The organism is Brevibacillus sp. YAE8 (assembly GCF_057543335.1).
The window spans coordinates 1-19318 of the sequence record NZ_BAAIYG010000035.1 but is presented as its reverse complement, the minus strand read 5'-3'; the positions used below and the strand labels follow the sequence as shown (position 1 = coordinate 19318).

The window sequence follows — 19318 nt, the reverse complement described above, 5'->3', positions numbered from 1 at the left end:
CTGCGCAAGTGGTGAGTGGACAAGGCGATACAACACTGACTTGAATCAACGGTTACTTTCTAAATCTTTTTGAGGTGTTTCGGGGATGGAAAAGAACGAGAGCACGCTAAATCAATGTTTGCAACTGGTCAGAAGGATTGCGTGGCGACTACAGTACAAAGAAAAAAAGAAGTGGAAAAATGAAGGATTGCTGCATGAGGAAGTAGTGGGGATAGATCCCTTTTCCTCGATCATTTCCGATTTGCATGTGGAACAGCTTCTTCAGCAATTGCCTGCGCAACCGGGATACATTATTCGAAAGGTTGTAATCGAAGGCAGGACAGAACAAGAGGTAGCCAGTCAGTTGAACATATCGCGACAAGGAGTGTCAAAATGCAAGAGAAAGTACCTACGCATCATTGCAGCCAACATGAATCTTTCGATGTGATTTTTGAACGGGCGAGGTCTGGTGATAATGGGGCCATGCTGCAGGTTCTGGACTTGCTTCAACCAGAGATGGAGCGAATGGCGTGCTTTATCAAAATGCCGCGTGAAGAATCGATTCAGGAAATCAAGAGTCAACTGATCGAACTGATTCGAAAAAACTAGGCCGGTTGCCAGTGGCTTCGAGTTTTACCCGGGGTAGGTGAGAAAGCCACAAGTAAGGTGGGCCGGACAAAGCAGCGGCTTTCCATCATGATATTGTCGGCAAACTGCCTGCGATTTTGTTCGATTGCTCTAGCGGAACATGTAAAGGGAAGCTGCTTGTCTTGGCGTTTGCGCAACCGTACCGGGAACAACTTCTCGCCTATGTTAAAGCAATCGACAAAAGCGACCTGGAGAGCATCCGCATCGACAGTTCCGATGGCGGATACGTCAGAACATGCTGAGGGTGATCGTCTCACCGTATGTACAAAGGAACAAGGGGGAGAGAAAATGACGGCAACGACGATGATTAGTAAAGATATGTTGATGGAAGAGGTTTGCGAGGGGTGCCCGGCGACGTGCTGGGGCAAGCGGACGCACTGTCAGGTTCACGACCAGCACATTGGCAAAGTCGAATCTTGCCCGGAGTGGGAAAGATATTTGCTCCAGCAGCAAAACAAACCTCAGCCGCCAGTCAAGCAAGAAGCGAGCAAAAAACGGGAAAGTCTCTCCGACTGGAATGAGCTGGCGCCAGCCCTCTCTATTTTGCAAAAGACAGAGGAGGAAATTCGCGATTACAGCTACATGCAAATCGAGATCGTGCGCATCCAGCGCTATTTGCGTGAAGCGGGCGAAGGCATGGTCAGCCAGTACGGACTGGACTCCGCCATGCCAAAAGGCCAAGGCTTCCACAGCGACAAAACACACGCAGAGGCCGTTCGCCGGGAACGGAAGCAAAAGCGGCTCAAAAGCTTGCAGGACAAAATAGACCGCATCAACCGGGCGGTAGAGACGATTCGCAGCGAGCAGGAGCGATTGATTGTCGAAGCGCTGCTGGATGGAGAGAAAAACAACGGGATTGCCAAAGCGCTCGGGGTGTCGCGTCAACGCTATTACGAGATCAAGCGGAGCGCCGTCATGAAAATGGCATGGGCGATGTACGAGGATGAGATGCAGCAGACGGGGTGAGTTCATAACGAAAAGATCATGTGCACAAGGAAAAGACTCCACTCTGGTGAGAAACAGTGCCAGGGGCGAGTCTTTTTTTGTTGTTGTTAAATCATGCTGTTGATAGTTGAAAACAAGAATGTTTGCTTTGTAATGAGGGGAGCATTCATCTCCTTTGGGAACAGGATAAGCTTGCCACATTGCGGTTTCAAGTCAGACGGGAGACAACGTGTTCGTTAGTGGCTTGTACCACATCCAGAATGTAAAGAGCTACCTGGTTGAAAAAAAGTGGATGGACTGTTTTAAAGGTGTCCCCACAAAGTATTGGCAACAATATCTGGCTTGGTTCCGATTTTTGGAGAGCAAGGATTATGAGAACACAACGGAGAAGTAGATAAATATTCCGACAAATACCAAACTCAGAAAAACATCTATTTTCATCTAGCGTATCCCTTCGAGTACTATTTTAAGGAGTTGTGTCTATGATTACTTGGGACCAAGTAATGGTGTCAACGAGTCGGGGGACTTTTGAAGTCTTTGTTGCTGGTGAAGGTATGCCTGTATGTGTAACCCATTACTACTCGGCGTTTACGAAACGCGGAAATTATTTTGCAGACCCGTTTGCAGAAATAGGCAAGGTCATATTGGTTAACTTGAAAGAATGCGGAAATTCTGAACGTATTGTTGAAGAATCAGAACTGAGCATGACTGATTCAGTTGAGGACCTTGAAGCCATAAGAGTGGCTCTTGGTTACAATAAATGGTCATTTGCAGGACATTCAACAGGCGGAATGCTGGGGCTTGTGTATGGAATAAATCATTCAGATGCACTTGAGAATTTAATCGTAGCAGGTGCTGCTGCTTCAAACGAATACATGCGGTCGGCGGATTCGATTTATTGCATGGAAAACCGTAAAAATCATCGTCTGCGTGAAATTTTCTCCATTCTAAATTCCGCCGATGCAAGTAATGAACGAAAAGCACAGGCAGCACGCGAATGGACTGAAATGTCGTTACACCACCCTGAAAAATGGGATGAATACTTCCGTAAACCCAGTAGCGGAAGAACCGTTCAGAAGCGTTTGGATTATTATAATCAGCAATTGTCCTTGTTCGACATTCGAAACCATTTGCATTTAGTGAAAACGCCAACTCTCGTAATGTGCGGTAGATACGATGCTCAGTGCCCTCTTGCATTTTCGATAGAGATACACCGTTTAATTGCAGGTTCAAAGCTTTGTATATTTGAAGAGAGCAATCATTGCCCTCATATTGAAGAACCAGAGAAATTTCGAGAAGCAATAGTTCATTTTTTAAAGTGAGCGGGTGCGAAAGGTTCATTCACCGTTTGATTGCTTCGCCAAAAAGGGTGGCGAGGTTTTATTTTTTATTGGAGTGGATCGGGCGGAGGTGGGGAGGGCTCAGGGAGAGGGAGCAGGCAGAGCTGCTGGAACTAGCGGAGTTGGCGGAACTAGCGGAGCAGGCGTAGCTTGGGGAAACTAGCGAAGCTGCTGGAACTGGCGAAGCTGCTGGAACTGGCGAAGCTGCTGGAACTGGCGAAGCTGCCGGAACTGGCGAAGCTGCCGGAACTAGCGGAGCTACAGGAACCAGCAGAGCTACCAGAACCAACGCAACTAGCACCCCCCGCCCCACCCATGGCTGACACAAGCTGACACTCCCTGACACTTACGTAAAAAATCCACTTCTCCACGCGCTTCGCGTTATAATCGACTCAAGCGAATCAAGCAAGAACCAAACGAGCCATCTGGTGACGAACCGGGTGGCTTTTTCCGTTCGCTAATCAGACAGAAGGGAGTTGACACGTGGCGAAGGACGAGAACAAAAGGGAGGTGGGAAGATGGAGGATCGCGAGCTCGCCGTATTGACCGAGCTGATCGAAGAAGCTTATCCGCAACTGGCAACGGTCGTGAATGTCGATGACTGGATGGCCCGGCGCTTTTCGCCGCCAGCGGCGTTTCTGATGACGCAAGGAATCGGCGAAACAGGCCGGAGCCACACTTCCTATCAGGTGGAGGCGGAGGCGCTCATCGTGCTCCATTATCCCAAAGCAGAGGGCGTGTATCAGAGGCTGTCGGCCGAGCCGCTGCGCCAGCTTTTGCGCCAGTCGCAGTACAGCTACCGGGGCAAGGCGTCCGGGATGTCCATCGAAATCGACAGCTCCACGTTGCGCATCTGGCGGGATAGACGGGACCGCACCGAAATTGCTTTTCGGTTCACGTACATCGTGACGGTACCGAGAGCGGCCGAAGGAAAAATCAACGAATTTGAGATCGAGGAGGGACATTCCTAGTGGCAAAAAAAGAACAACAGCCTGATGTTGTGAAAACCAAGCAGGAGTGGATTATGAGCGCCGCTTATCTGGAAGCCGAAAGGTTCGAGGTAGCAGGCGCTCTTTTTATGGCAGCAGATCACGAACGGTTGCCTGAGGGCCAAGTGAAAAATCGATTGACCAAATACAAAGGCGGGGTGTAACCATGACCATTCAACGTGAACGGCCGGGGGTAACGGTCGAACTGATCGCAAAAGCAAAAGAACGGGTCGTACCAAAGAGCGGCGTCGTGTTGGTTCCGTACCAGGCAGAGTGGGGGGCGCCGGACGAGCTGGTGAAGCTGGGAAGCTACGAGGAGCGCATGGCGCAAACATTCGGCAAGGCCGATACGGTTGAGTTGGCGGCGGAGGGGGGCGCGACGATTTTGGCCTACCGGATGACGAACGGCCATGCAAGCAAAGCCGCTTACGAACAGGCGGATGCGATCCGGGTAGAGGCACTTTATCCGGGCTTATTCGGCAACGATCTCAAGGTCGTCATCAGCGCGTCCACCTCTGAGCCAGGCAAAAAAGAGCTGCAAGTAAAAGGGCCACTGCAAACCGAGAAGTTTTCGTTTGCCAATGTGGACGAGCTGGTAGGCAAAACCGGCCAATCGGTTTACGTGCGTGTGAAAAAGCTGGGAGACGCGGCGATTGCAACAGCTTCCGAGACGAACCTGGCAGGCGGGACTAGCGGGACAGACGCTCTTACTGCGGCTGATGCGACCAAGCTGTTCATGGCTGTATCCGGTGCTGATTTTGACGCGATGTATTTGCCGTTCGATGATCCGGCTGTGCAGGCGGCAGCCAAGCAGTTTATGAGCGATCGCCGTACGCTCGGCAAAAAGCTGAGCACGCTGGTCATCGGCGGAAAAGCGGCGGAAGACGAGAGCATGGAGAAGCACGTGGAGCGCTCTGTCGCGCAAAACGCCCGCTTTGTCGTCAATTGCGCCATCGCAGGCCAGCACAACAACGGCAACGTGTACGGAAGCCTGGAGTGGGCTGCGTGGGTAGCGGGCATGATCGCGGCGACGCCTGCCCATGAGTCTTTGACGGCGGTCGTCGTGCCGCTGAAAAAGGCGCAGAAGGATTGGGGCCACAGCGATATTTTGCAAGCGCTCGGCTCTGGCACGCTGGTGGCAACTCGGGATGGCGATGTGTATATCATCGAGAGCGCCGTCAACACGCTGGCTGTGCTGGGCAACCATGAACGCGAAGACTACGGCAAAATCCGCGTCAGCATGACGCTCGATCAGATCGTCAACGACATCAATGCCGTGGGCAAAAAGTACAAAGGCAAGCTCGGCAACAACGACCTCGGCGGCGCGGTGTTCGTCTCTGCGGTCAACGCCTATATGACCGTTCGCGAGCAGCAGGGCGCGATTGAAGCAGGCTGGACGTTTACCGACAAAAAGAACGGCAACGGAGATCGCCGGGGCTTCCAACTGTCGGCCAAGCCGCTGGATGCCATCGAATACTTTGACATTGACTGGGAGGTGCTGTAAGTGGCGATTGCACGCGATATCAAACTGAAAAATTGCCAGGTGTACGATGAAAATGGAGATCCGATCTACGGGACCTTGGAAGGCAAAATGGTCCTCAAGGTCGAGTACGGCGACACGAACCGTCTGCAAAAAGGGAAAATCCAGACGGTCAATGACTGGCATGTCGAGGTGACGCTGAAAATTACCGCCACCAACGCTGCATTGAAATACTACGTCGTCGAGCAACTGACGCAGGGCAAGACGCCTGTTCTGCCGTTTTTGATCGGCGAGACGCTGGACAAGGAAGCAGGCAATTCCGAGCGCGTTCGCATTTCCAACATTGTGCTCAATCCGGAAGAGATCACGCTGTGGGAAGCGAAGGCAGACGGCAACGATCACGCTACCTACGATCTGAAAGGGATGTCCATCGACAAGCCGGACTACCTCGATGAATTGCCAACCTACATCGAATAGGAGGAAGAAAGATGAGCAAGCTGCAAAAATATTTGGCAAAAGCGAATGAACAGGCCCCACGCAAAGAGGTGACCGTCGTCATTGACGGCGACGAATGGAAAGTGCGCCAACTGAATCTGACAGAGCTGCGCGAATGCGAGCGGATGGCGGACAAAGGGGAGCAAACAGACTGGTTCCTGTACAACGATGCCCGGATTGTGAAGTCGACCGAGCACGATTTTCCGTGGAACCAGGAAGAACTGAAAAAGGCGTACAAGGTAGGAACGAAGTACGAGCTGGTGGAAAAGATTTTCCGCGACAACCCGGAAGGCTACAGCAAGCTGCTGCAAGCGGTGCGCGAAGTAAACGCGGGCCAATCGGAGGAAGCGGCCATTGAAGAAGCAAAAAACTGATCCGATCTGACGGAGAGGCCTGGCATATGTGCCGCGCTTTTTTAAAGGGCAGGGGCCGTCCGTCGGATCTCGTGGAATACGAAGTGGATGCGTACAAGCAAAAGCTGTTCGTGATAGCTTGTCAGATGATCGAGCTGGAGGATGAGGACAAGGCTGGGTGATTGCACTCGGCCTTTTTTCCTGTTGGCTCTCTCTTCGAATAAATCAGATCGGACAGGAGGTGAAAGGATTGGCAACAGATGTTGCGAGACTAAAAGAAATGCGCAAGGAAATGAACAGACTGGTGAAGGAAGCGGGCGGGCTGGCAAAGGAAGTAGACCGGACCAGCCGGGGGATGCAGCGCATGACCAGGCAATTTTCTGCGGGAATGGGGCAGATGAAAGCGGACATGCAAAACATCCAGAACAGCCTGAAAGAACTGAACCAGGTGAACGTAAAGCCGAAAGTGGAGTTCGGGGAGGTCACCAGCAAGCTCAACGACTTGAAAACGGAGTTGGCGGCTGCCGGAGGGCTTTTGGCCGGACTTGCGATGGGCACGACGCTCGATGGAGCCAAGACCGAAGCGCAGGCGGCGGCACGGGAGCGGGCGCTTTATGCGGCCAGAGGGAAAACAGAGGAGGAAATGAAGCGCTTTGACGAGCTGACCAAAAAGCTGACAACGCTCAATCCTCACATGAAAGCTTCCCAGGCCATGGCCCTCATCGCCAAAAGCGAGAACGACCATCCAAACTTCGCGCTGGAAGCGGCCAAGCTTGGCGTCACGACGCGGTTTGCTCCGGAAGACAGCGTGAAAATGATGGCGGCCATTGGCGGCACGACTGACACGGACAGCGCCGTGCGGCTGGCGAATGCGCTCCAGTACATGAACAACACGGGAGAAGGCAACCTCAGCGTCAAGCTGGTCGAATCCATCTCGCAATTTAACGCGCAAAATGGAAAATTGCTGAATACGCCGGAAAAACTGGCGGCCGTGGTGGGGGAAATCGGCAAGCTGTCCAATGAGGAGAAGTCGTTTGGCACCTTGCTGAAAAAGACACAGGAGTTTAGCGGAAGCGGAGAGCTTGCTCGCCTCCTGCAGTCCCAGTACGAAGCGCAAGGCCAAAGCGCCGCAGAGGCAAAGAAACGGGCGGAGGACGAGGCGAAGAAGATCAGCCAGGGACTGTCCTCAGCCGACAAAGACGAGCAGCGAATTGCGCTCGGGAAAACGTTAATGTCGATTGCGGCCATGACGGACAAGGCTGCCCAGCAAAAGGCGATGACGAGCCTGGGAGGAAATGCGGGATCGGCTGTGGAGAAAACGGTTAAGATCGCCGGGGGCGAAATCAGCCCGCAAGTCGGCAACGAAGCCGACAAGTCTTACGCCGCAGCGACCAAAGCAGATCCGTTTTTTGCGTCCATGCAGGCGCAGACTGCGGCGAAGAACGAGGTCATGGAGGCCATCGGCAAAATTTCCAGCGACCTGTCAGGTGTTTCTACGCTGATTTCCCGCACAGCGGAAGCATTGACCGGGTGGTTCAACGGTTGGTCAGACTCGGTCAGACAGTCTACCGTGTATATCATAGGGACCTTGGCTGTAGGTACAGCAATGGCGATTCAACTGGCAAGCATGTGGGGAAAAGCGAAAGCCTTCGCTACCGCGACGCGGGACTGGTGGGGCAGCAGAGGAAAAAAAGGAGCAGATGCCAAGACAGCAGGCGGAAAATCGTCCCCCCTGGATGGGGGCGGCATGCTCGCAGGTGGAAAAGGCGAGTGTTGCTGCTGCTGCGATGGCTCTGGTGCAGGCATTAACATGGGCAATGATTCAGGGCGGGAGAAGAAGCGGTCTAAAAATGCAACTCCGTCTGCCGGGAACAAGCCAGTTTCGGATGGTGCTGGACAAAATGCAGCTCCGTCTGCCGGAAACAAGCCAGCTCCGTCCGCCGGAAACAAGCCTGCCTCGAATGCTGCTGGCAAAAACGCAGCCCCACCTGATGCCCCTGCCCCAAACAAGCTTGAGCTGGATAGTGGCGGTCTAGGTGGAGTGGAAAAAGCGGTTGGAAAAGGATCCTGGAAAAATATGGCGAAAGTAGGTCTAAGAAAGTTGCCTTTCGTTGGAGGGTTGCTCAGTCTGGCGACGATAGCCGGATCAGAAAACAAGGTGGAGACGGCAGCTCAAGTAGGTACTGAAGCGCTTGGCGGTTGGGGTGGCGCTGCCGCTGGAGCCGCGATGGGAGCAACTGTCGGTTCGATTGTTCCGGGCATTGGTACGGCGATAGGTGGAGCGATAGGGGGCATCATCGGCGGCTTCGGTGGTTCTATGCTGGGTAGCATGGCCTTCGACAAGGCTACGGAGTGGTGGCAGAACAGATCGTCCGCGAAAAATAGTCAAACAGGACAGGGAAGCGAACGCCCGCCAGTGGAACAAGGCGCCGAAAGCCGTCCGGCATCAGCCCCATCGGCTGCATTGCCGGGACAGCCTGCCCCTGGCTATTCTCCAGCGGCAAGCGCTGCTTCCCGACCACAGAGCGTCTCCTTGACGCTCCCGCACGTGACGATTTCGTTGCAGGCGGCAGGCGTACTGCAGGATATCCCGACGATGCTGAAAATGCTCAACGATCCATCCGTCGGCCAGCGAATCCGGGCCATTATCGAGAAAGCGCTGCTGGATGCATTGGAGACGAGAGGAGGAGTGGCCACATGATCCGGCTGCAAGGCAAATATCCATTGACATTCCCGGTCACGCCCGCTGACATTCAGTTTCGCGGATACGGCAACGATGTAGAAGGGACTACGTCCATCACGCTGCTGGCCGGAAATCGCATTTCGGCCAGACGGCCAAAGGCGATCAGCTTCGACTTCCTTTTGCCCGGCGACATCTCGGCCCCGTACGTCGAGGTGAAAGGCTACCAGGGGCCAAGGCCGTGGCTTGCCGGGTTGGAGCGCCTGACGGGATCGGAGGTGCTGTTGACCATCGACGAGCTGGACCTTGCGTGGAACGTGCTCATCGGGCCGTGCGACGGCAAGTTTCAGGGGAAAAACGTCGACTTTCACGGCTCGATCGAACTGCCGCTGTTTGTCAAAGACGAGTTCATCACCTGGAGCAATCAGACGCAGTTGCTTTCGCCCGGCGCGGTCATCTCGCGGCAGCAGCCAGCTCGTCCCAACACGAGCGGCAAGGTAGCGAAAAAAACGCAGAAGCAAAAAGCGTTGGCGCAATCCACCGACAGCAAAAAATCGGAGGACATGCGCATGCGCATCCAAAAAAAGCTGGAAGACGAACGCGGTTTTTAACGGAGATGATGAGATGAAAGTCATTTACGGCAAGGAGCAGACTCGCTATGACCTGTCCCCGGCCGTCACGGAGCTGTCCTGGTCTTCGTCCCGCGGCCAGATCGCCCAACAGGCAGAGGTGAAAATCAAGGAGGCCCCGCCGCTGCAAACGGCGGGCTTTTTCATGCTCTTTTCGGGCGCGCAGCTAAAGGAAGCGCAGCAATTTTTCCACGGCCCGCTTGTCCGCCTGGAGCGCGACGACCGGACGGGAGACTTGGCGGCAACCGCATACGAGCTGGGCTGGTATCTGCAAAAAAACGAAACCTCCCGGATCAAGCTGAACGGCGATGCCGGAACCGAGCTGGCGCGCATCATCAAGGCGGCCGGGGTCAACTTCAGTTGCCCGCCCTTTGGCTTTACGACCAAAGAGCGCATCGCGCCGCAATCGTACACGGCGTTGTTCACTTCGCTGACCGAGCAAGCCTATGAGAAAACAGGTATTCGCTATTTCGTGCAATACCAGCGCGACAAGCTGACCGTTTTGCCGGAGGGAAAGAACAGCATCGTGCCCTTGTTCAAGGCGAGCATGCTCGCAAACAGCTCGACGGGGGAAAGCATCGAGGACGTCTACACGGTGGTCACAGCGGAACGCTATCGGGGCGACCAGGTGGCGAGCAGCGCGACGAAGGCAAACGAGAGCCTCGTCAAACAGATCGGCCGCATGCAAAAGGTCATCGACGCAGGCGAGGACAAAAATGTAGCAGCTCTGGCCGCGAAGCAGCTTGCCGAGCTGTCCAAAATCCCCCGGACGCGCTCGATTACGGTCCGGCATGAGGACGAGCACGCGGCGCGGCTTCGCGCGGGCTGGCTCATCAAGATCATGGAAAAGAACAACCAAACAATTACCGATTGGATCGTCACCAGTTGCCAGGCGCACTGGAAAGGCGGCCAATACACGATGGACCTTCAGTTGGAAAGGAGGACGTAACGATGCAGTCAGTCATTGCAAAGCTGAAAGGATACACCCGCGACGGCCTGAATAACACGCAGGGCGAGCTGGGACGGCTTTTGTCGCTGTCCCCGCTGTCTGTCAAACTCGACGAAGACCCGACCCCATTGGAGTCAGACGAGATTGTCGTCCTGCGCTCCGCCCAATTGCGCCAGGAGGATGTAGGCAAAAAGGTCGCCGTGCTTTTCTGCACAAACGATCAGTACCTTCTGCTCGGGGTGGTGGAGTGATGTTTCCACAGTTGCCAGGCACGGAAGAGAACATGCTCCCGAACGAGGCGGATGTGCCGATTCCTTGGACGTACCGATTCGATTGGGAGACCAAGCAGTTGAAGCAAGGCCCGGATGGCAGGTATGTGCGCACGAGGACGTACGAGGAGTACTTGCAGGAAACGGTGCAAAAAATTCTCCACACCCGCCGCTTCCGCTATGCGATTTACTCGGAGCGGTACGGCGTCGATTTTTTGGCCGACAAAGGCAGAATGCGCTCAGGCATGTCGCTGTCTGTCATCAAAGCGCAAGCCGAGGAAGCGCTGGAAGCCCACAGCGAAATTGAGCGGGCACAGGTGCAGGACATTCGCTTCGAGGGAGACAGAGTCGTTTTGCATCTGGAGATTGAAGGAGTTCGGGGCACAACCCGAATGGAGGTGGACGCATGGAAACGGTAAAAAAGCCGGAGATGCCAATTCTCCGCGAGACGCCGGATCAAATCTACCAGCGGATGGCGAACCGGATGGCGGTGCTCGCCCAGAAGCGGGGGGAGACGCCGCCGGCTACGGGCGAGGGGGAAATCCATTACGATCTGGCTTACCCGATCGCAGAAGAGCTAAGCGAGCAGCAGCAGCTTCTGGAATACGGCTTTTTGCAAGGCTTTCTTCCCTGGGCAGACGGCGAGTTTTTGGATGCGGCAGGTGTATTCTTCGGCCTGACTCGCAACGAGGAAGAAACAGACGACGCCTATCGCCAGCGACTCATCGACCGGGCGCGCAGCGAAGAAGGAGACGGACGTCGCCAGGACTACGAGCGCTGGACGCGCAACATGGACGGCGTAGGCGGAGCCGTCGCGATCGAAAAGGCGCGGCACGATCTTTCCATCGACGTTTACATCACGGACCTGGACGGACAGCCCGCTACGCCACAACTGGCTACGCAGGTTCGAAGCAAGCTGGAAGACAAGCGGCGTGCTCTGCACGATCTGCAGGTGCTTCCGGCCAATGTCTATCCGGTAGCAATCGCCGTGAAGGTGAGTTTGCGGCCAGACGTCGAGCTGGCAAAAGTCGAGGAGCAAATCGCCTCGCAAGTAAAGACATACCTGAAAGGGCGTTCCCAGATCGTGTACCAGCAGATCGGATCGCTATTTTTCGTGGACGGCGTAGAGGACTTCACCGACTACACGCTGAACGGCGAGGAAGCCAACCTGACCGTGCCTGCTGATTCTGTCGCCACTCTGCAACTGGTGGTGACGACATGATCCCTGAACGGTACGGACAGATGGTGCCGCCTTACTGGTATGAGAATGAGGTTGCGGAGTATCATTTCGAAGGTACGGCGTCAGCGGTAGATGCTTTTCACGCACAGAGGGAGGACCTGCAGCAGCAGCTCACTCCGTGGTCGGCCACATGGGGATTGGATATTTGGGACTGGATTTACTTCGGGAAAAAGCAGCTCTTGAGCGTGGAGGAGCGGCGCAAGAACATCCAGCAGAAGCATTGGGCGTACCTTGGGTTCACCCCAAGCGTGCTGCGGGCGATTGGTTACAGTTCGTCGGCCAGCAAGCAAGTGCGGATGGTCGAGGATTTTGACAAGAAGGTGATCCGGTACGTTTACCCGATTGAGGAGCGATTTGATACAAAGAACGCGATTCAGGCTGTCGAGAAAATCCGGCCCGTTCATTGCAACGGGGTGGCTTTTGAGCCTGTGGCGCTTGAGCGCATTGAACTGCGGGACGTACTGGTCGTTGGAATAAAGGAGTACCACAAAGTGAGTGAGTTTCGCGTGGGGATGACCCCGATTAAACGATACGAGGAGGTCGTGAAGTGATTACGCAGAGCTATTTGCAGACCATACGAGACGACCTGCTGGCGCGGGTGACGGGCGGGGATGTTTTGCTGAATGATACGGTTTCTGTGCCTGTTCAGGCGGTAACGATCTCGTCCCATCCGATTGCTGGCGTGCAAAATGGCATTGCGCTGCAAGTGTCTGCCCAGCATGTTTCTAGCGTCCCGGTGATAACGAGCGCAAAGTTGCGGACCAGCACGGGAGCGGTTGTCGCAGAAAAGACGGCGAACATCGAAATGAACGGTGCGCAGTTTGTGAACCTGACGTTTGTTGTGGAAGTGAAAGGGGGGCTGTAGGGTGACGTACCATGCGAAGACAAACTGGAAGCAAGACGATCCTGTAACGGAAGTGGACATCAATCGTTGGGAACAAGGTATTGCGGATGCTCACGCGACGATTGCCGTGCTGACGGCAGATGTATCGAATCTGAAAACGCGCATGAACGTGATGGAGAGCACGTTGCCGGAGAATTTTTTGTACAACCATTTCAAGGACGATCTGAGCACGATCGACGGCATTAAGGTGATTCGTGGCTACTATAATGAGGCGCAGAGTAGGCTGGAGGTATGAGAGCAGATAGACTCGCGCAGGTACTTGTGCGCCTGAGCGCCAACGTGAAGACGAATGCTGATAGAACAGTCGCTCACCCGAGCGGCTTTTTGTTTTGTCATAGGAAAGGGGGAGGAATATGGCATACACATATTCGGGTGTTGTTGAACTAGGAAGTCTACTAAACAACGGAACAGAGGTTAACAGACCTGTCAGACCATACTCATCAACCACCGGATCAAACGACTTTCCTGGATATCCAAACGGAGATATTCCGATTGCTCAAAACGGTATGACTGGATGGGCGCTCGGAAATACATCTACAAATGCGGCTAAAAAGTTGAAATGGCATGCTTTAAAAGAAGGCAATAAAACACTTTTGATATGCGACAGAGTTATCCTTGTTAACGTCAGTTGGAATGATTTAAATGCGTTGGGTTATGTTACTGGAACTCTTGTAGTTATAGACGGCAGAAATTATACTCTTAGATTGTTGACTGGTGGCAACTATTACCGCGACTCAAACAATATACACGCTGGCGGTGTCCAGCCTAACGAGTGGGATCGCTTCATCGGCAATGAAGACCTAATAACAGGATTGCTTACACCTAACTCTATCGACACTAACGCCACTTTAAACGAAGTCGATCTGTTAAGTGCTCATAACCAGATGTGGAACTGGGCTGGTATACAAACAATTGTGCAGGAAAGAGGGTACGGCGGTAATCTAATAAGCTTACGTGGTAGTGCGTCAGCCAAGTGTTTTTCACAAGGAAGCTGGACAGTAAGTACAAGGACTAGCAGTGCAGGTTGGCGCCCCGTCCTTGAAGTTCTGAACTCTGCCCCATCTGATCCTTCCGGCATCACAACGGACAAGTCGACCTACACGTGCGGCGACCCGATCACCATCAGCTTTACGCCATCGACGGACGCAGACGGCGACGCCATCACGTATGAGGCGGACATTTACGACGCGACCAACGCGCAATGGCTCACGTTAGCCACCGGAAAATCCGGCAGCCCGATCACCGCAACAGTTCCGCCAATGCCGGATACATCCGTAGCCAAGGTACGCGTCCGTGCGCGTGACAGCAAAGGCGACGCGAGCAGTAACGTGGAATCGGCGGCGTTTGCCGTGCAGCAGGCGGATGGCATCATACTCGCGCCTGTTAACGTGGTATCGTCGGCGTTTCTCGTGTCGCGGATGGCTCCGCCTGTGCGTTTGTCGAATGGGTGGTTGGTTGGTGTGGCAAAATTCTCAAAAGCCATATACTTTTTCAAGTCGATAGACAACGGGAAGAACTGGACTCAACTCTGTTATATGGATGAGAATCCTTACAACATTACCGGATTCTCGATTGCATCCAAGGGAACTAGGGTTTATTTTTCAACAGCCGAATATAACACTACTCCTGTTGGTTATGTCCTTGCGGGAAGTTTTGAGGCAACAACACAGGCTAACACAAATTTGAGCAGGATTATAGCCGACTCTAATCAAAGAGAAACTGGAGACGTCAGTATTAGGATCACTCCCGACGGCACCAAACTATGGTGGGCAGCCAGCACGAAAAACAGCAGCTATCCCAACTCGTTCAACATCCGCGCGGGCTGGATACCGATCAACCCGGACGGGACGTTAGGGACTCCAAGTGTAGTTAGTCAAGTGACGAGCATCAATATAACAGGCCGTGACAATAAAAATCCTTCAATAACATTTAGATCAGACGGGAACCCAGTCATTGTCTACGACTACGCTCAAACAGATGCGTCAGTGGCATATGTCATCCGCTCTAACTATTTTGGTGGCACGGTCTGGTCTACTCATTCCAATACCTACAACGGTAGCACTTATACCCAATTCTCACCTATGACAATCCGCACACCAAACGGTAAGTTACACGTTGTATGGCACGGCACAGACTCCAGCGACACATTTAACCCGTACATCCGATATAGCAACTCGTCAGACGGCACAACTTGGCTCGCCACGCCGCGAAAGTTGGTCAAAGGCACCAACGCCAGCATCACGTCCGACAAAAACGGCAAGCTGACGATCACGTACGAAGACGGAGGCTATATCAAGCGCATCGAATCAACAAACGAGTTTGCCAGTTATCAAGGTCCGTTCGTTGTCGGTGCAGGTACGTTCCCAGCGTCTATGTACGACCCTACGTTTGCGACAGACTTCACGGTCCCGCCAACGTTCTTCCAGGCCGCAAATGCGGTCAAATACTACGGCGCGCTGATCGTAAACAAAAAGCCCGTGGTCACGCTCAACACCCCGGACAACCAGGTACTCACGGAGCAGGCAACACTGGCCGTCTCCGGTACTGCACTGGACGAGGACAACGGCAACGTCGTCACGGTAAAGTACAAGATCAACACCAGCTCCGCGCGGGCTATCGCATCCGGCGTATCGGATGGCAGCACGCCTATTTCGTTTGCGCGCACGCTCACGTACAGTAACAAGCGTCTGTGGGACGGCGCGGTAGATGTCGCTGGGGCCGACCTGGCGGAGAACACCGATCATACGCTTACGGTATGGGCCGAGGACGACAAGGGCGGCAAAAGCGCGGAGGTCACGCGCAAATTCCGCGTCGTCTGGAACCGTCCGCCTACGATCAGCGGTGAGAACGGCGACCTTGGAACGATCATAGAGCGACCGACCATCACCTATTCAGCCGTCGATCCAGAAGGCAACACCTTCACCTTCACGGAGTACCTGAACGGCCAACAGGTCAGGTCTTTCGCGGGCGAAGCAGGCCAGGAATACACCTTCCAGTTAACGCACGATGCCTGGATCAGGCTCGACCTGGACGTGCCTCATCAGGCGAAAATCGTCGCCACGGACAGCGCAGGCCTCTCGTCTGAGCGCGTGTACACCTTCACCCGCACCGAAACGCACATAGAGTTCATGCTGGACTACGACAATCCAGAAGTACAAGCCTTTTTCACTGTCGACGGCATGCCCAATCGAATCCTCGTCACGCTGGAGCGATACTTGCCGCCTGGTGCAGCGATTGAGAGCGTACTGGTCACAAACAATTACCTCGACGCCGAACCAACGTGGGAGGACGCTACCGGGGCCGTCATCGGCGGGCGTGGTTACCTGTTCACGAACACGACCAAAACGGCCGATGACTGGGCTGTTTGCGTGTGGGTGACCATCGCGAAAGGCTCTGCCGATCAGCGGGTACATGTCTACGGATACGGGGGTGCATTCGATTGATGAAGTTCAGCAATCAAGAGTCCATCACAGAAATCCGGAAAAAGCAGCAGGAAACGCCGGAGCAGAAGAGCGTCAGGCTGGAGGCGGAACTGGCAGCCGAAAAAGAAGACAAGCTTACGATCATGGACGCAACTGCTCAACTGTATGAGGAGTTGCTTCTTTTGAAAGAGCAGATGATGTGAGGAACGGCGTAGCGGCAGCAATTTACTACACGTTGGTCAAGGCAGGCAGGGCGGGAGTCGGTTAAAGTTCCCGCGCATCTTCGAGAGGAATTGCAGGCGATGCTCGATGCTAAAAGCCGCGCTGGTTAACCTCGGCATCTAGCTCGTTTCTTTGAGGGGAGGTGAGGAAACCATGGTAGCAATCTACGTAACCCTGATCGTCGCCGGCCGCCGCACATACGACAGTGTGCCAACAGGCTTGAAGCCAGCCGTAAAAGAAGACCTGGAAGCTCTCGGTCTGAGCACCGACGGAGCACCATTGGCATAGAGCCTTTTCCTACGCGGAGAGGGCGTTTTTTATAACGCCAAGACTGATAGCCGCCCCGACCCGCTCGGGGCTGTTTTTCATTACCCCAAGGGGGTGAGGAGGCGAAAGGACTGTGGACGAAGTCAAAGACTTGCAGAAAGGGATTACCGAGATTTTAGTCGCCATCGGTAAGATCGAAACCGAAATCAAACAACTGTCCAGCATGTCCGGCAAGCTGGAGCAGACAGAGAAGCTGGCGATTGAGGCGCTGCAGAGCACGAAGGCGGCACATAAGCGGCTGGATGAGCTCGGCGAACAGTTGGATGAGTTGGAGAGAAAATGGGATGAAGACAAACGGCAGAACAAAGATGACAAGAAGTGGATCGTCGGCACGCTGTTTGGTGCCGCTGCCCTCATCTGGAATTTGATTAAAGGCGGTGTGGGAAAATGAACCAGTCAGAGCTTCTCGCCTTGGCGCAGCAGTACATGGTAGACAAAGCGCTGATCGTGGTCGTCGTTCTGCTTGTGCTGGGCTACTTTCTCAAGTGGACGCCGCATATACCAGACTGGAGCATTCCCTGGCTGCTGACGCTGGCGGGCATTTTTTTGGCGTGCGGCATCTTGCAGGCGTGCACCATTGAAAATATCGTGCAGGGCATTTTGGCTGCGGGCGTGGCGAGCCTGACCCATCAGCTATGGAAGCAGACGACCGAGAAAAGGGGGAGTGAGCAGTAGTGCAGATCACCGAGATGCTTATCACGAACAAAACGGCAAGACCAGGCATCCAGATTACCCCGAAAGCGCTGGTCATCCACTGGACCGCCAACGAAAAAAAAGGCGCCGACGCAATCGCCAACCGGAACTACTTCAACAAGCCGACGACGGAGGCCAGCGCGCACTATTGCGTCGATGACAAGCAGATCGTGCGCTGCTTGCCGGAAAACGAGATGGGCTATCACGTCGGGGCGAAATCGTACAAGCCGGAAGCTGTCGCGATGCTGAGCAAGTACCCGAATGACTGCACAATTGGCATCGAGATGTGTGTCAATGTGGACGGCAGCTTCGCCAAAACGTATCAGCAAACGGTACAACTGGCAGCGGATATTTTACAACGATACGGGTGGGGTGTGGATAAGCTTTGGCGTCACTACGACATCACAGGGAAAAACTGCCCCGCCTTTTTCGTTGACGACCGTACGGCCCAAGCTTTTTTAGGCAAAACGGCGCAAGCGGCATGGAATCGTTTTAAACAGGATGTCCACAGGTTGCTAACAGGTTTTCCACAAAAACCACAGGTGGCTGTTGATAACTGCGCCATCGAAGTCGAGCTGACGCTAGCGACGACAGGCAAGCTGATCGCTGGCGTTTCCTATGTCCCGGTGCGAGCGGTCGCCGAGGCGGCCGGGGGAAAGGTCGAGTGGGAGCCGCACACCAAAACCGTAACGGTAAACGGGCAAAAGCTGGCATGCCTGTTCGACAACGGCACGGCTTTTGCGCCCACAAGAGAGCTGGCTGCCTTGCTGGGACTGAAAGTAGAGTGGGATGGAGCGCGAAAAGCAGTTGGGCTTCGACGAGAGATTTGAGCGGTCTTACCGGGCTCTTTCTTTCCAAAAATCAGGGGGGACGTAGCTGATGATGGTATCGTCGAGTTCGTATCCGTCCGGCGTGACGAGTTGAATCAGTAAGTTTTCTTCCGGATTGGCGGGGCGAAGCTGCCCCGTTTTCACCGTTATGACTTGCACGCCGTGTTTTTTCGGGAGGCCCGTCACCACGATCTGGTTTCCTTTTGTATAGACGTCTGTAATCTTGGTCTGAAAAGCGACGATGTACAGATCGAGCGACTGCTTGTCCTGGCGCATCGGGATGGAGATGCCGAGTTGCTGCTCAAAGTCGTACCAGTTGGACAGCCCGATATCGTACTGGGCAAACAGGCGATGCAGCGCGTAGTGAACGCGGGTGGGCAAATAGCTCCATCTTCCGAACTTGCTGTGCCAGTGATCCTCGTAGGCGGGACGGCTGTATTTGGGTTTGTCCACGATGAGCTGATGCGGAATGCGAGTCCCGTTGCGAAGGATGTCGGCAACAGGCAGCACACTGGAGGGAAGGGCGGGCTGGTAGCGAAAAGGCGGGTCGGGCAACGTGCGGGGAGTGGCTGGTTCCAGGCTCTCCAACTGGCTCTCCCGTTGGCGCAGCAGTTTTTCCAGCGCTTCGACCTTCTTTTCCAGTTGCTTGATCGGGTCGTGGTCGTCGCCAACGTTTGCGGCTGCGGCGGGCAAGCCGTGAGCCGCGACGTGTATAAAAAGTAGCATTCCCGCGATGAAAACTATGCGTTTTTTGCCCCTCATTTGCGCCTCGCCTCCTTCCTCATATTTTTTCCATTTGACGGATTGTCAAGCCAAGTGCGACACTGCCTCCATGAATGATTCGTAGGCGGTCTTCCAACCCAAACACTTTCTTGGACGATTGTTAATGAGATATAACGCATGGATCAATTCTTCCGTTGATAC

Annotated in this window: 27 protein-coding genes and 1 pseudogene; 26 read left to right on the top strand and 2 right to left on the bottom strand. The window is 54.1% G+C overall.

The genetic code is table 11. The features are described 5' to 3' along the window. The first annotated feature begins 85 nt into the window (after window positions 1–85). From AC27IT_RS24990 to AC27IT_RS24865, 26 genes are all read left to right on the top strand, one after another. On the top strand, window positions 86–427 hold the full coding sequence (locus AC27IT_RS24990; RefSeq protein ID WP_025844719.1) for a hypothetical protein: 342 nt from the start codon (window positions 86–88) through the stop codon (window positions 425–427). Window positions 428–462: 35 nt separating this feature from the next. Beyond that, complete coding sequence (locus AC27IT_RS24985) at window positions 463–588, top strand: hypothetical protein (protein WP_268871431.1); 126 nt, start codon at window positions 463–465, stop codon at window positions 586–588. A 342-nt stretch (window positions 589–930) separates the two neighbouring features. Next, on the top strand, window positions 931–1593 hold the full coding sequence (locus AC27IT_RS24980) for a hypothetical protein (protein ID WP_025844721.1): 663 nt from the start codon (window positions 931–933) through the stop codon (window positions 1591–1593). A 461-nt stretch (window positions 1594–2054) separates the two neighbouring features. Continuing rightward, window positions 2055–2894 (top strand): alpha/beta fold hydrolase, encoded by an 840-nt coding sequence (locus tag AC27IT_RS24975; RefSeq protein WP_025844723.1) that lies wholly within the window; start codon window positions 2055–2057, stop codon window positions 2892–2894. Between the two features lie 168 nt (window positions 2895–3062). Continuing rightward, on the top strand, window positions 3063–3245 hold the full coding sequence (locus AC27IT_RS24970; protein WP_283858302.1) for a hypothetical protein: 183 nt from the start codon (window positions 3063–3065) through the stop codon (window positions 3243–3245). A gap of 185 nt (window positions 3246–3430) precedes the next feature. Further along, entirely contained in the window at window positions 3431–3883 is a 453-nt protein-coding gene (locus tag AC27IT_RS24965) for a hypothetical protein (RefSeq protein ID WP_283858301.1), read from the top strand. After that, window positions 3883–4065, top strand: a complete 183-nt coding sequence (locus AC27IT_RS24960) for a hypothetical protein (protein WP_283858300.1) — start codon at window positions 3883–3885, stop codon at window positions 4063–4065. The genes AC27IT_RS24965 and AC27IT_RS24960 overlap by 1 nt, the downstream gene beginning before the upstream one ends. A 2-nt stretch (window positions 4066–4067) precedes the next feature. After that, window positions 4068–5405, top strand: coding sequence for a phage tail sheath subtilisin-like domain-containing protein (locus AC27IT_RS24955; protein WP_025844731.1), 1338 nt, complete (start codon window positions 4068–4070; stop codon window positions 5403–5405). After that, window positions 5406–5858: a hypothetical protein gene (locus tag AC27IT_RS24950; protein WP_025844733.1), complete on the top strand. Its 453-nt coding sequence runs from the start codon at window positions 5406–5408 to the stop codon at window positions 5856–5858. 11 nt (window positions 5859–5869) lie between these two features. After that, window positions 5870–6250, top strand: a complete 381-nt coding sequence (locus tag AC27IT_RS24945; RefSeq protein WP_025844735.1) for a phage tail assembly chaperone — start codon at window positions 5870–5872, stop codon at window positions 6248–6250. A gap of 26 nt (window positions 6251–6276) precedes the next feature. Beyond that, entirely contained in the window at window positions 6277–6411 is a 135-nt protein-coding gene (locus AC27IT_RS24940) for a hypothetical protein (RefSeq protein WP_268871432.1), read from the top strand. Between the two features lie 68 nt (window positions 6412–6479). After that, window positions 6480–8930 carry a hypothetical protein gene (locus AC27IT_RS24935; RefSeq protein WP_283858299.1) on the top strand — a complete coding sequence of 817 codons (2451 nt, stop codon included), beginning with the start codon at window positions 6480–6482 and terminating at the stop codon, window positions 8928–8930. Beyond that, window positions 8927–9520: a hypothetical protein gene (locus AC27IT_RS24930; protein WP_283858298.1), complete on the top strand. Its 594-nt coding sequence runs from the start codon at window positions 8927–8929 to the stop codon at window positions 9518–9520. Before AC27IT_RS24935 ends, AC27IT_RS24930 begins: the two co-directional genes overlap by 4 nt. A gap of 13 nt (window positions 9521–9533) precedes the next feature. After that, a complete protein-coding gene (locus AC27IT_RS24925) occupies window positions 9534–10487 on the top strand; it encodes an XkdQ/YqbQ family protein (protein WP_283858297.1) in 954 nt (317 codons plus the stop codon). 2 nt (window positions 10488–10489) lie between these two features. Next, window positions 10490–10738, top strand: a complete 249-nt coding sequence (locus AC27IT_RS24920; protein WP_283858296.1) for a hypothetical protein — start codon at window positions 10490–10492, stop codon at window positions 10736–10738. After that, window positions 10738–11175, top strand: a complete 438-nt coding sequence (locus tag AC27IT_RS24915) for a DUF2634 domain-containing protein (protein WP_283858295.1) — start codon at window positions 10738–10740, stop codon at window positions 11173–11175. Before AC27IT_RS24920 ends, AC27IT_RS24915 begins: the two co-directional genes overlap by 1 nt. Further along, complete coding sequence (locus tag AC27IT_RS24910; RefSeq protein WP_283858294.1) at window positions 11163–11978, top strand: baseplate J/gp47 family protein; 816 nt, start codon at window positions 11163–11165, stop codon at window positions 11976–11978. The genes AC27IT_RS24915 and AC27IT_RS24910 overlap by 13 nt, the downstream gene beginning before the upstream one ends. Continuing rightward, window positions 11975–12547 carry a hypothetical protein gene (locus AC27IT_RS24905; RefSeq protein WP_283858293.1) on the top strand — a complete coding sequence of 191 codons (573 nt, stop codon included), beginning with the start codon at window positions 11975–11977 and terminating at the stop codon, window positions 12545–12547. The genes AC27IT_RS24910 and AC27IT_RS24905 overlap by 4 nt, the downstream gene beginning before the upstream one ends. Further along, window positions 12544–12861, top strand: a complete 318-nt coding sequence (locus AC27IT_RS24900; RefSeq protein WP_283858292.1) for a hypothetical protein — start codon at window positions 12544–12546, stop codon at window positions 12859–12861. The genes AC27IT_RS24905 and AC27IT_RS24900 overlap by 4 nt, the downstream gene beginning before the upstream one ends. A 1-nt stretch (window position 12862) precedes the next feature. Beyond that, complete coding sequence (locus AC27IT_RS24895; RefSeq protein WP_025844754.1) at window positions 12863–13135, top strand: hypothetical protein; 273 nt, start codon at window positions 12863–12865, stop codon at window positions 13133–13135. Between the two features lie 1978 nt (window positions 13136–15113). After that, on the top strand, window positions 15114–16343 hold the full coding sequence (locus tag AC27IT_RS24890; protein ID WP_327944299.1) for a hypothetical protein: 1230 nt from the start codon (window positions 15114–15116) through the stop codon (window positions 16341–16343). After that, window positions 16343–16525 (top strand): hypothetical protein, encoded by a 183-nt coding sequence (locus AC27IT_RS24885; RefSeq protein ID WP_283858290.1) that lies wholly within the window; start codon window positions 16343–16345, stop codon window positions 16523–16525. Before AC27IT_RS24890 ends, AC27IT_RS24885 begins: the two co-directional genes overlap by 1 nt. 172 nt (window positions 16526–16697) lie before the next feature. Then, complete coding sequence (locus tag AC27IT_RS24880; protein WP_283858289.1) at window positions 16698–16832, top strand: CD1375 family protein; 135 nt, start codon at window positions 16698–16700, stop codon at window positions 16830–16832. 112 nt (window positions 16833–16944) lie between these two features. Continuing rightward, window positions 16945–17262, top strand: a complete 318-nt coding sequence (locus AC27IT_RS24875; protein WP_025844759.1) for a hypothetical protein — start codon at window positions 16945–16947, stop codon at window positions 17260–17262. Next, entirely contained in the window at window positions 17259–17546 is a 288-nt protein-coding gene (locus AC27IT_RS24870) for a phage holin family protein (RefSeq protein ID WP_327944298.1), read from the top strand. Before AC27IT_RS24875 ends, AC27IT_RS24870 begins: the two co-directional genes overlap by 4 nt. Beyond that, window positions 17546–18394 (top strand): N-acetylmuramoyl-L-alanine amidase, encoded by an 849-nt coding sequence (locus AC27IT_RS24865; RefSeq protein ID WP_327944297.1) that lies wholly within the window; start codon window positions 17546–17548, stop codon window positions 18392–18394. Before AC27IT_RS24870 ends, AC27IT_RS24865 begins: the two co-directional genes overlap by 1 nt. Before the next feature lie 6 nt (window positions 18395–18400). On the opposite strand, the gene AC27IT_RS24860 is transcribed toward AC27IT_RS24865, so the two are convergent. Both AC27IT_RS24860 and AC27IT_RS24855 read right to left on the bottom strand, forming a co-directional pair. Continuing rightward, the gene (locus AC27IT_RS24860) at window positions 18401–19156 is read right to left on the bottom strand and encodes a glutathione S-transferase family protein (RefSeq protein WP_327944296.1); all 756 of its coding nucleotides are present in this window, start codon (window positions 19154–19156) and stop codon (window positions 18401–18403) included. 45 nt (window positions 19157–19201) lie between these two features. Beyond that, window positions 19202–19318, bottom strand: a pseudogene (locus AC27IT_RS24855) (IS30 family transposase); the annotation flags it as partial.

Coding starts and splice junctions, on each gene's coding strand:
- AC27IT_RS24930 (WP_283858298.1), top strand. CDS start 8,927: ATGATCCGGCTGCAAGGCAAATATCCATTGACATTCCCGGTCACGCCC.
- AC27IT_RS24905 (WP_283858293.1), top strand. CDS start 11,975: ATGATCCCTGAACGGTACGGACAGATGGTGCCGCCTTACTGGTATGAG.
- AC27IT_RS24940 (WP_268871432.1), top strand. CDS start 6,277: ATGTGCCGCGCTTTTTTAAAGGGCAGGGGCCGTCCGTCGGATCTCGTG.
- AC27IT_RS24945 (WP_025844735.1), top strand. CDS start 5,870: ATGAGCAAGCTGCAAAAATATTTGGCAAAAGCGAATGAACAGGCCCCA.
- AC27IT_RS24915 (WP_283858295.1), top strand. CDS start 10,738: ATGTTTCCACAGTTGCCAGGCACGGAAGAGAACATGCTCCCGAACGAG.
- AC27IT_RS24880 (WP_283858289.1), top strand. CDS start 16,698: ATGGTAGCAATCTACGTAACCCTGATCGTCGCCGGCCGCCGCACATAC.
- AC27IT_RS24925 (WP_283858297.1), top strand. CDS start 9,534: ATGAAAGTCATTTACGGCAAGGAGCAGACTCGCTATGACCTGTCCCCG.
- AC27IT_RS24955 (WP_025844731.1), top strand. CDS start 4,068: ATGACCATTCAACGTGAACGGCCGGGGGTAACGGTCGAACTGATCGCA.
- AC27IT_RS24985 (WP_268871431.1), top strand. CDS start 463: ATGCTGCAGGTTCTGGACTTGCTTCAACCAGAGATGGAGCGAATGGCG.
- AC27IT_RS24975 (WP_025844723.1), top strand. CDS start 2,055: ATGATTACTTGGGACCAAGTAATGGTGTCAACGAGTCGGGGGACTTTT.
- AC27IT_RS24870 (WP_327944298.1), top strand. CDS start 17,259: ATGAACCAGTCAGAGCTTCTCGCCTTGGCGCAGCAGTACATGGTAGAC.
- AC27IT_RS24980 (WP_025844721.1), top strand. CDS start 931: ATGATTAGTAAAGATATGTTGATGGAAGAGGTTTGCGAGGGGTGCCCG.
- AC27IT_RS24965 (WP_283858301.1), top strand. CDS start 3,431: ATGGAGGATCGCGAGCTCGCCGTATTGACCGAGCTGATCGAAGAAGCT.
- AC27IT_RS24920 (WP_283858296.1), top strand. CDS start 10,490: ATGCAGTCAGTCATTGCAAAGCTGAAAGGATACACCCGCGACGGCCTG.
- AC27IT_RS24860 (WP_327944296.1), bottom strand. CDS start 19,156: ATGAGGGGCAAAAAACGCATAGTTTTCATCGCGGGAATGCTACTTTTT.
- AC27IT_RS24910 (WP_283858294.1), top strand. CDS start 11,163: ATGGAAACGGTAAAAAAGCCGGAGATGCCAATTCTCCGCGAGACGCCG.
- AC27IT_RS24990 (WP_025844719.1), top strand. CDS start 86: ATGGAAAAGAACGAGAGCACGCTAAATCAATGTTTGCAACTGGTCAGA.
- AC27IT_RS24885 (WP_283858290.1), top strand. CDS start 16,343: ATGAAGTTCAGCAATCAAGAGTCCATCACAGAAATCCGGAAAAAGCAG.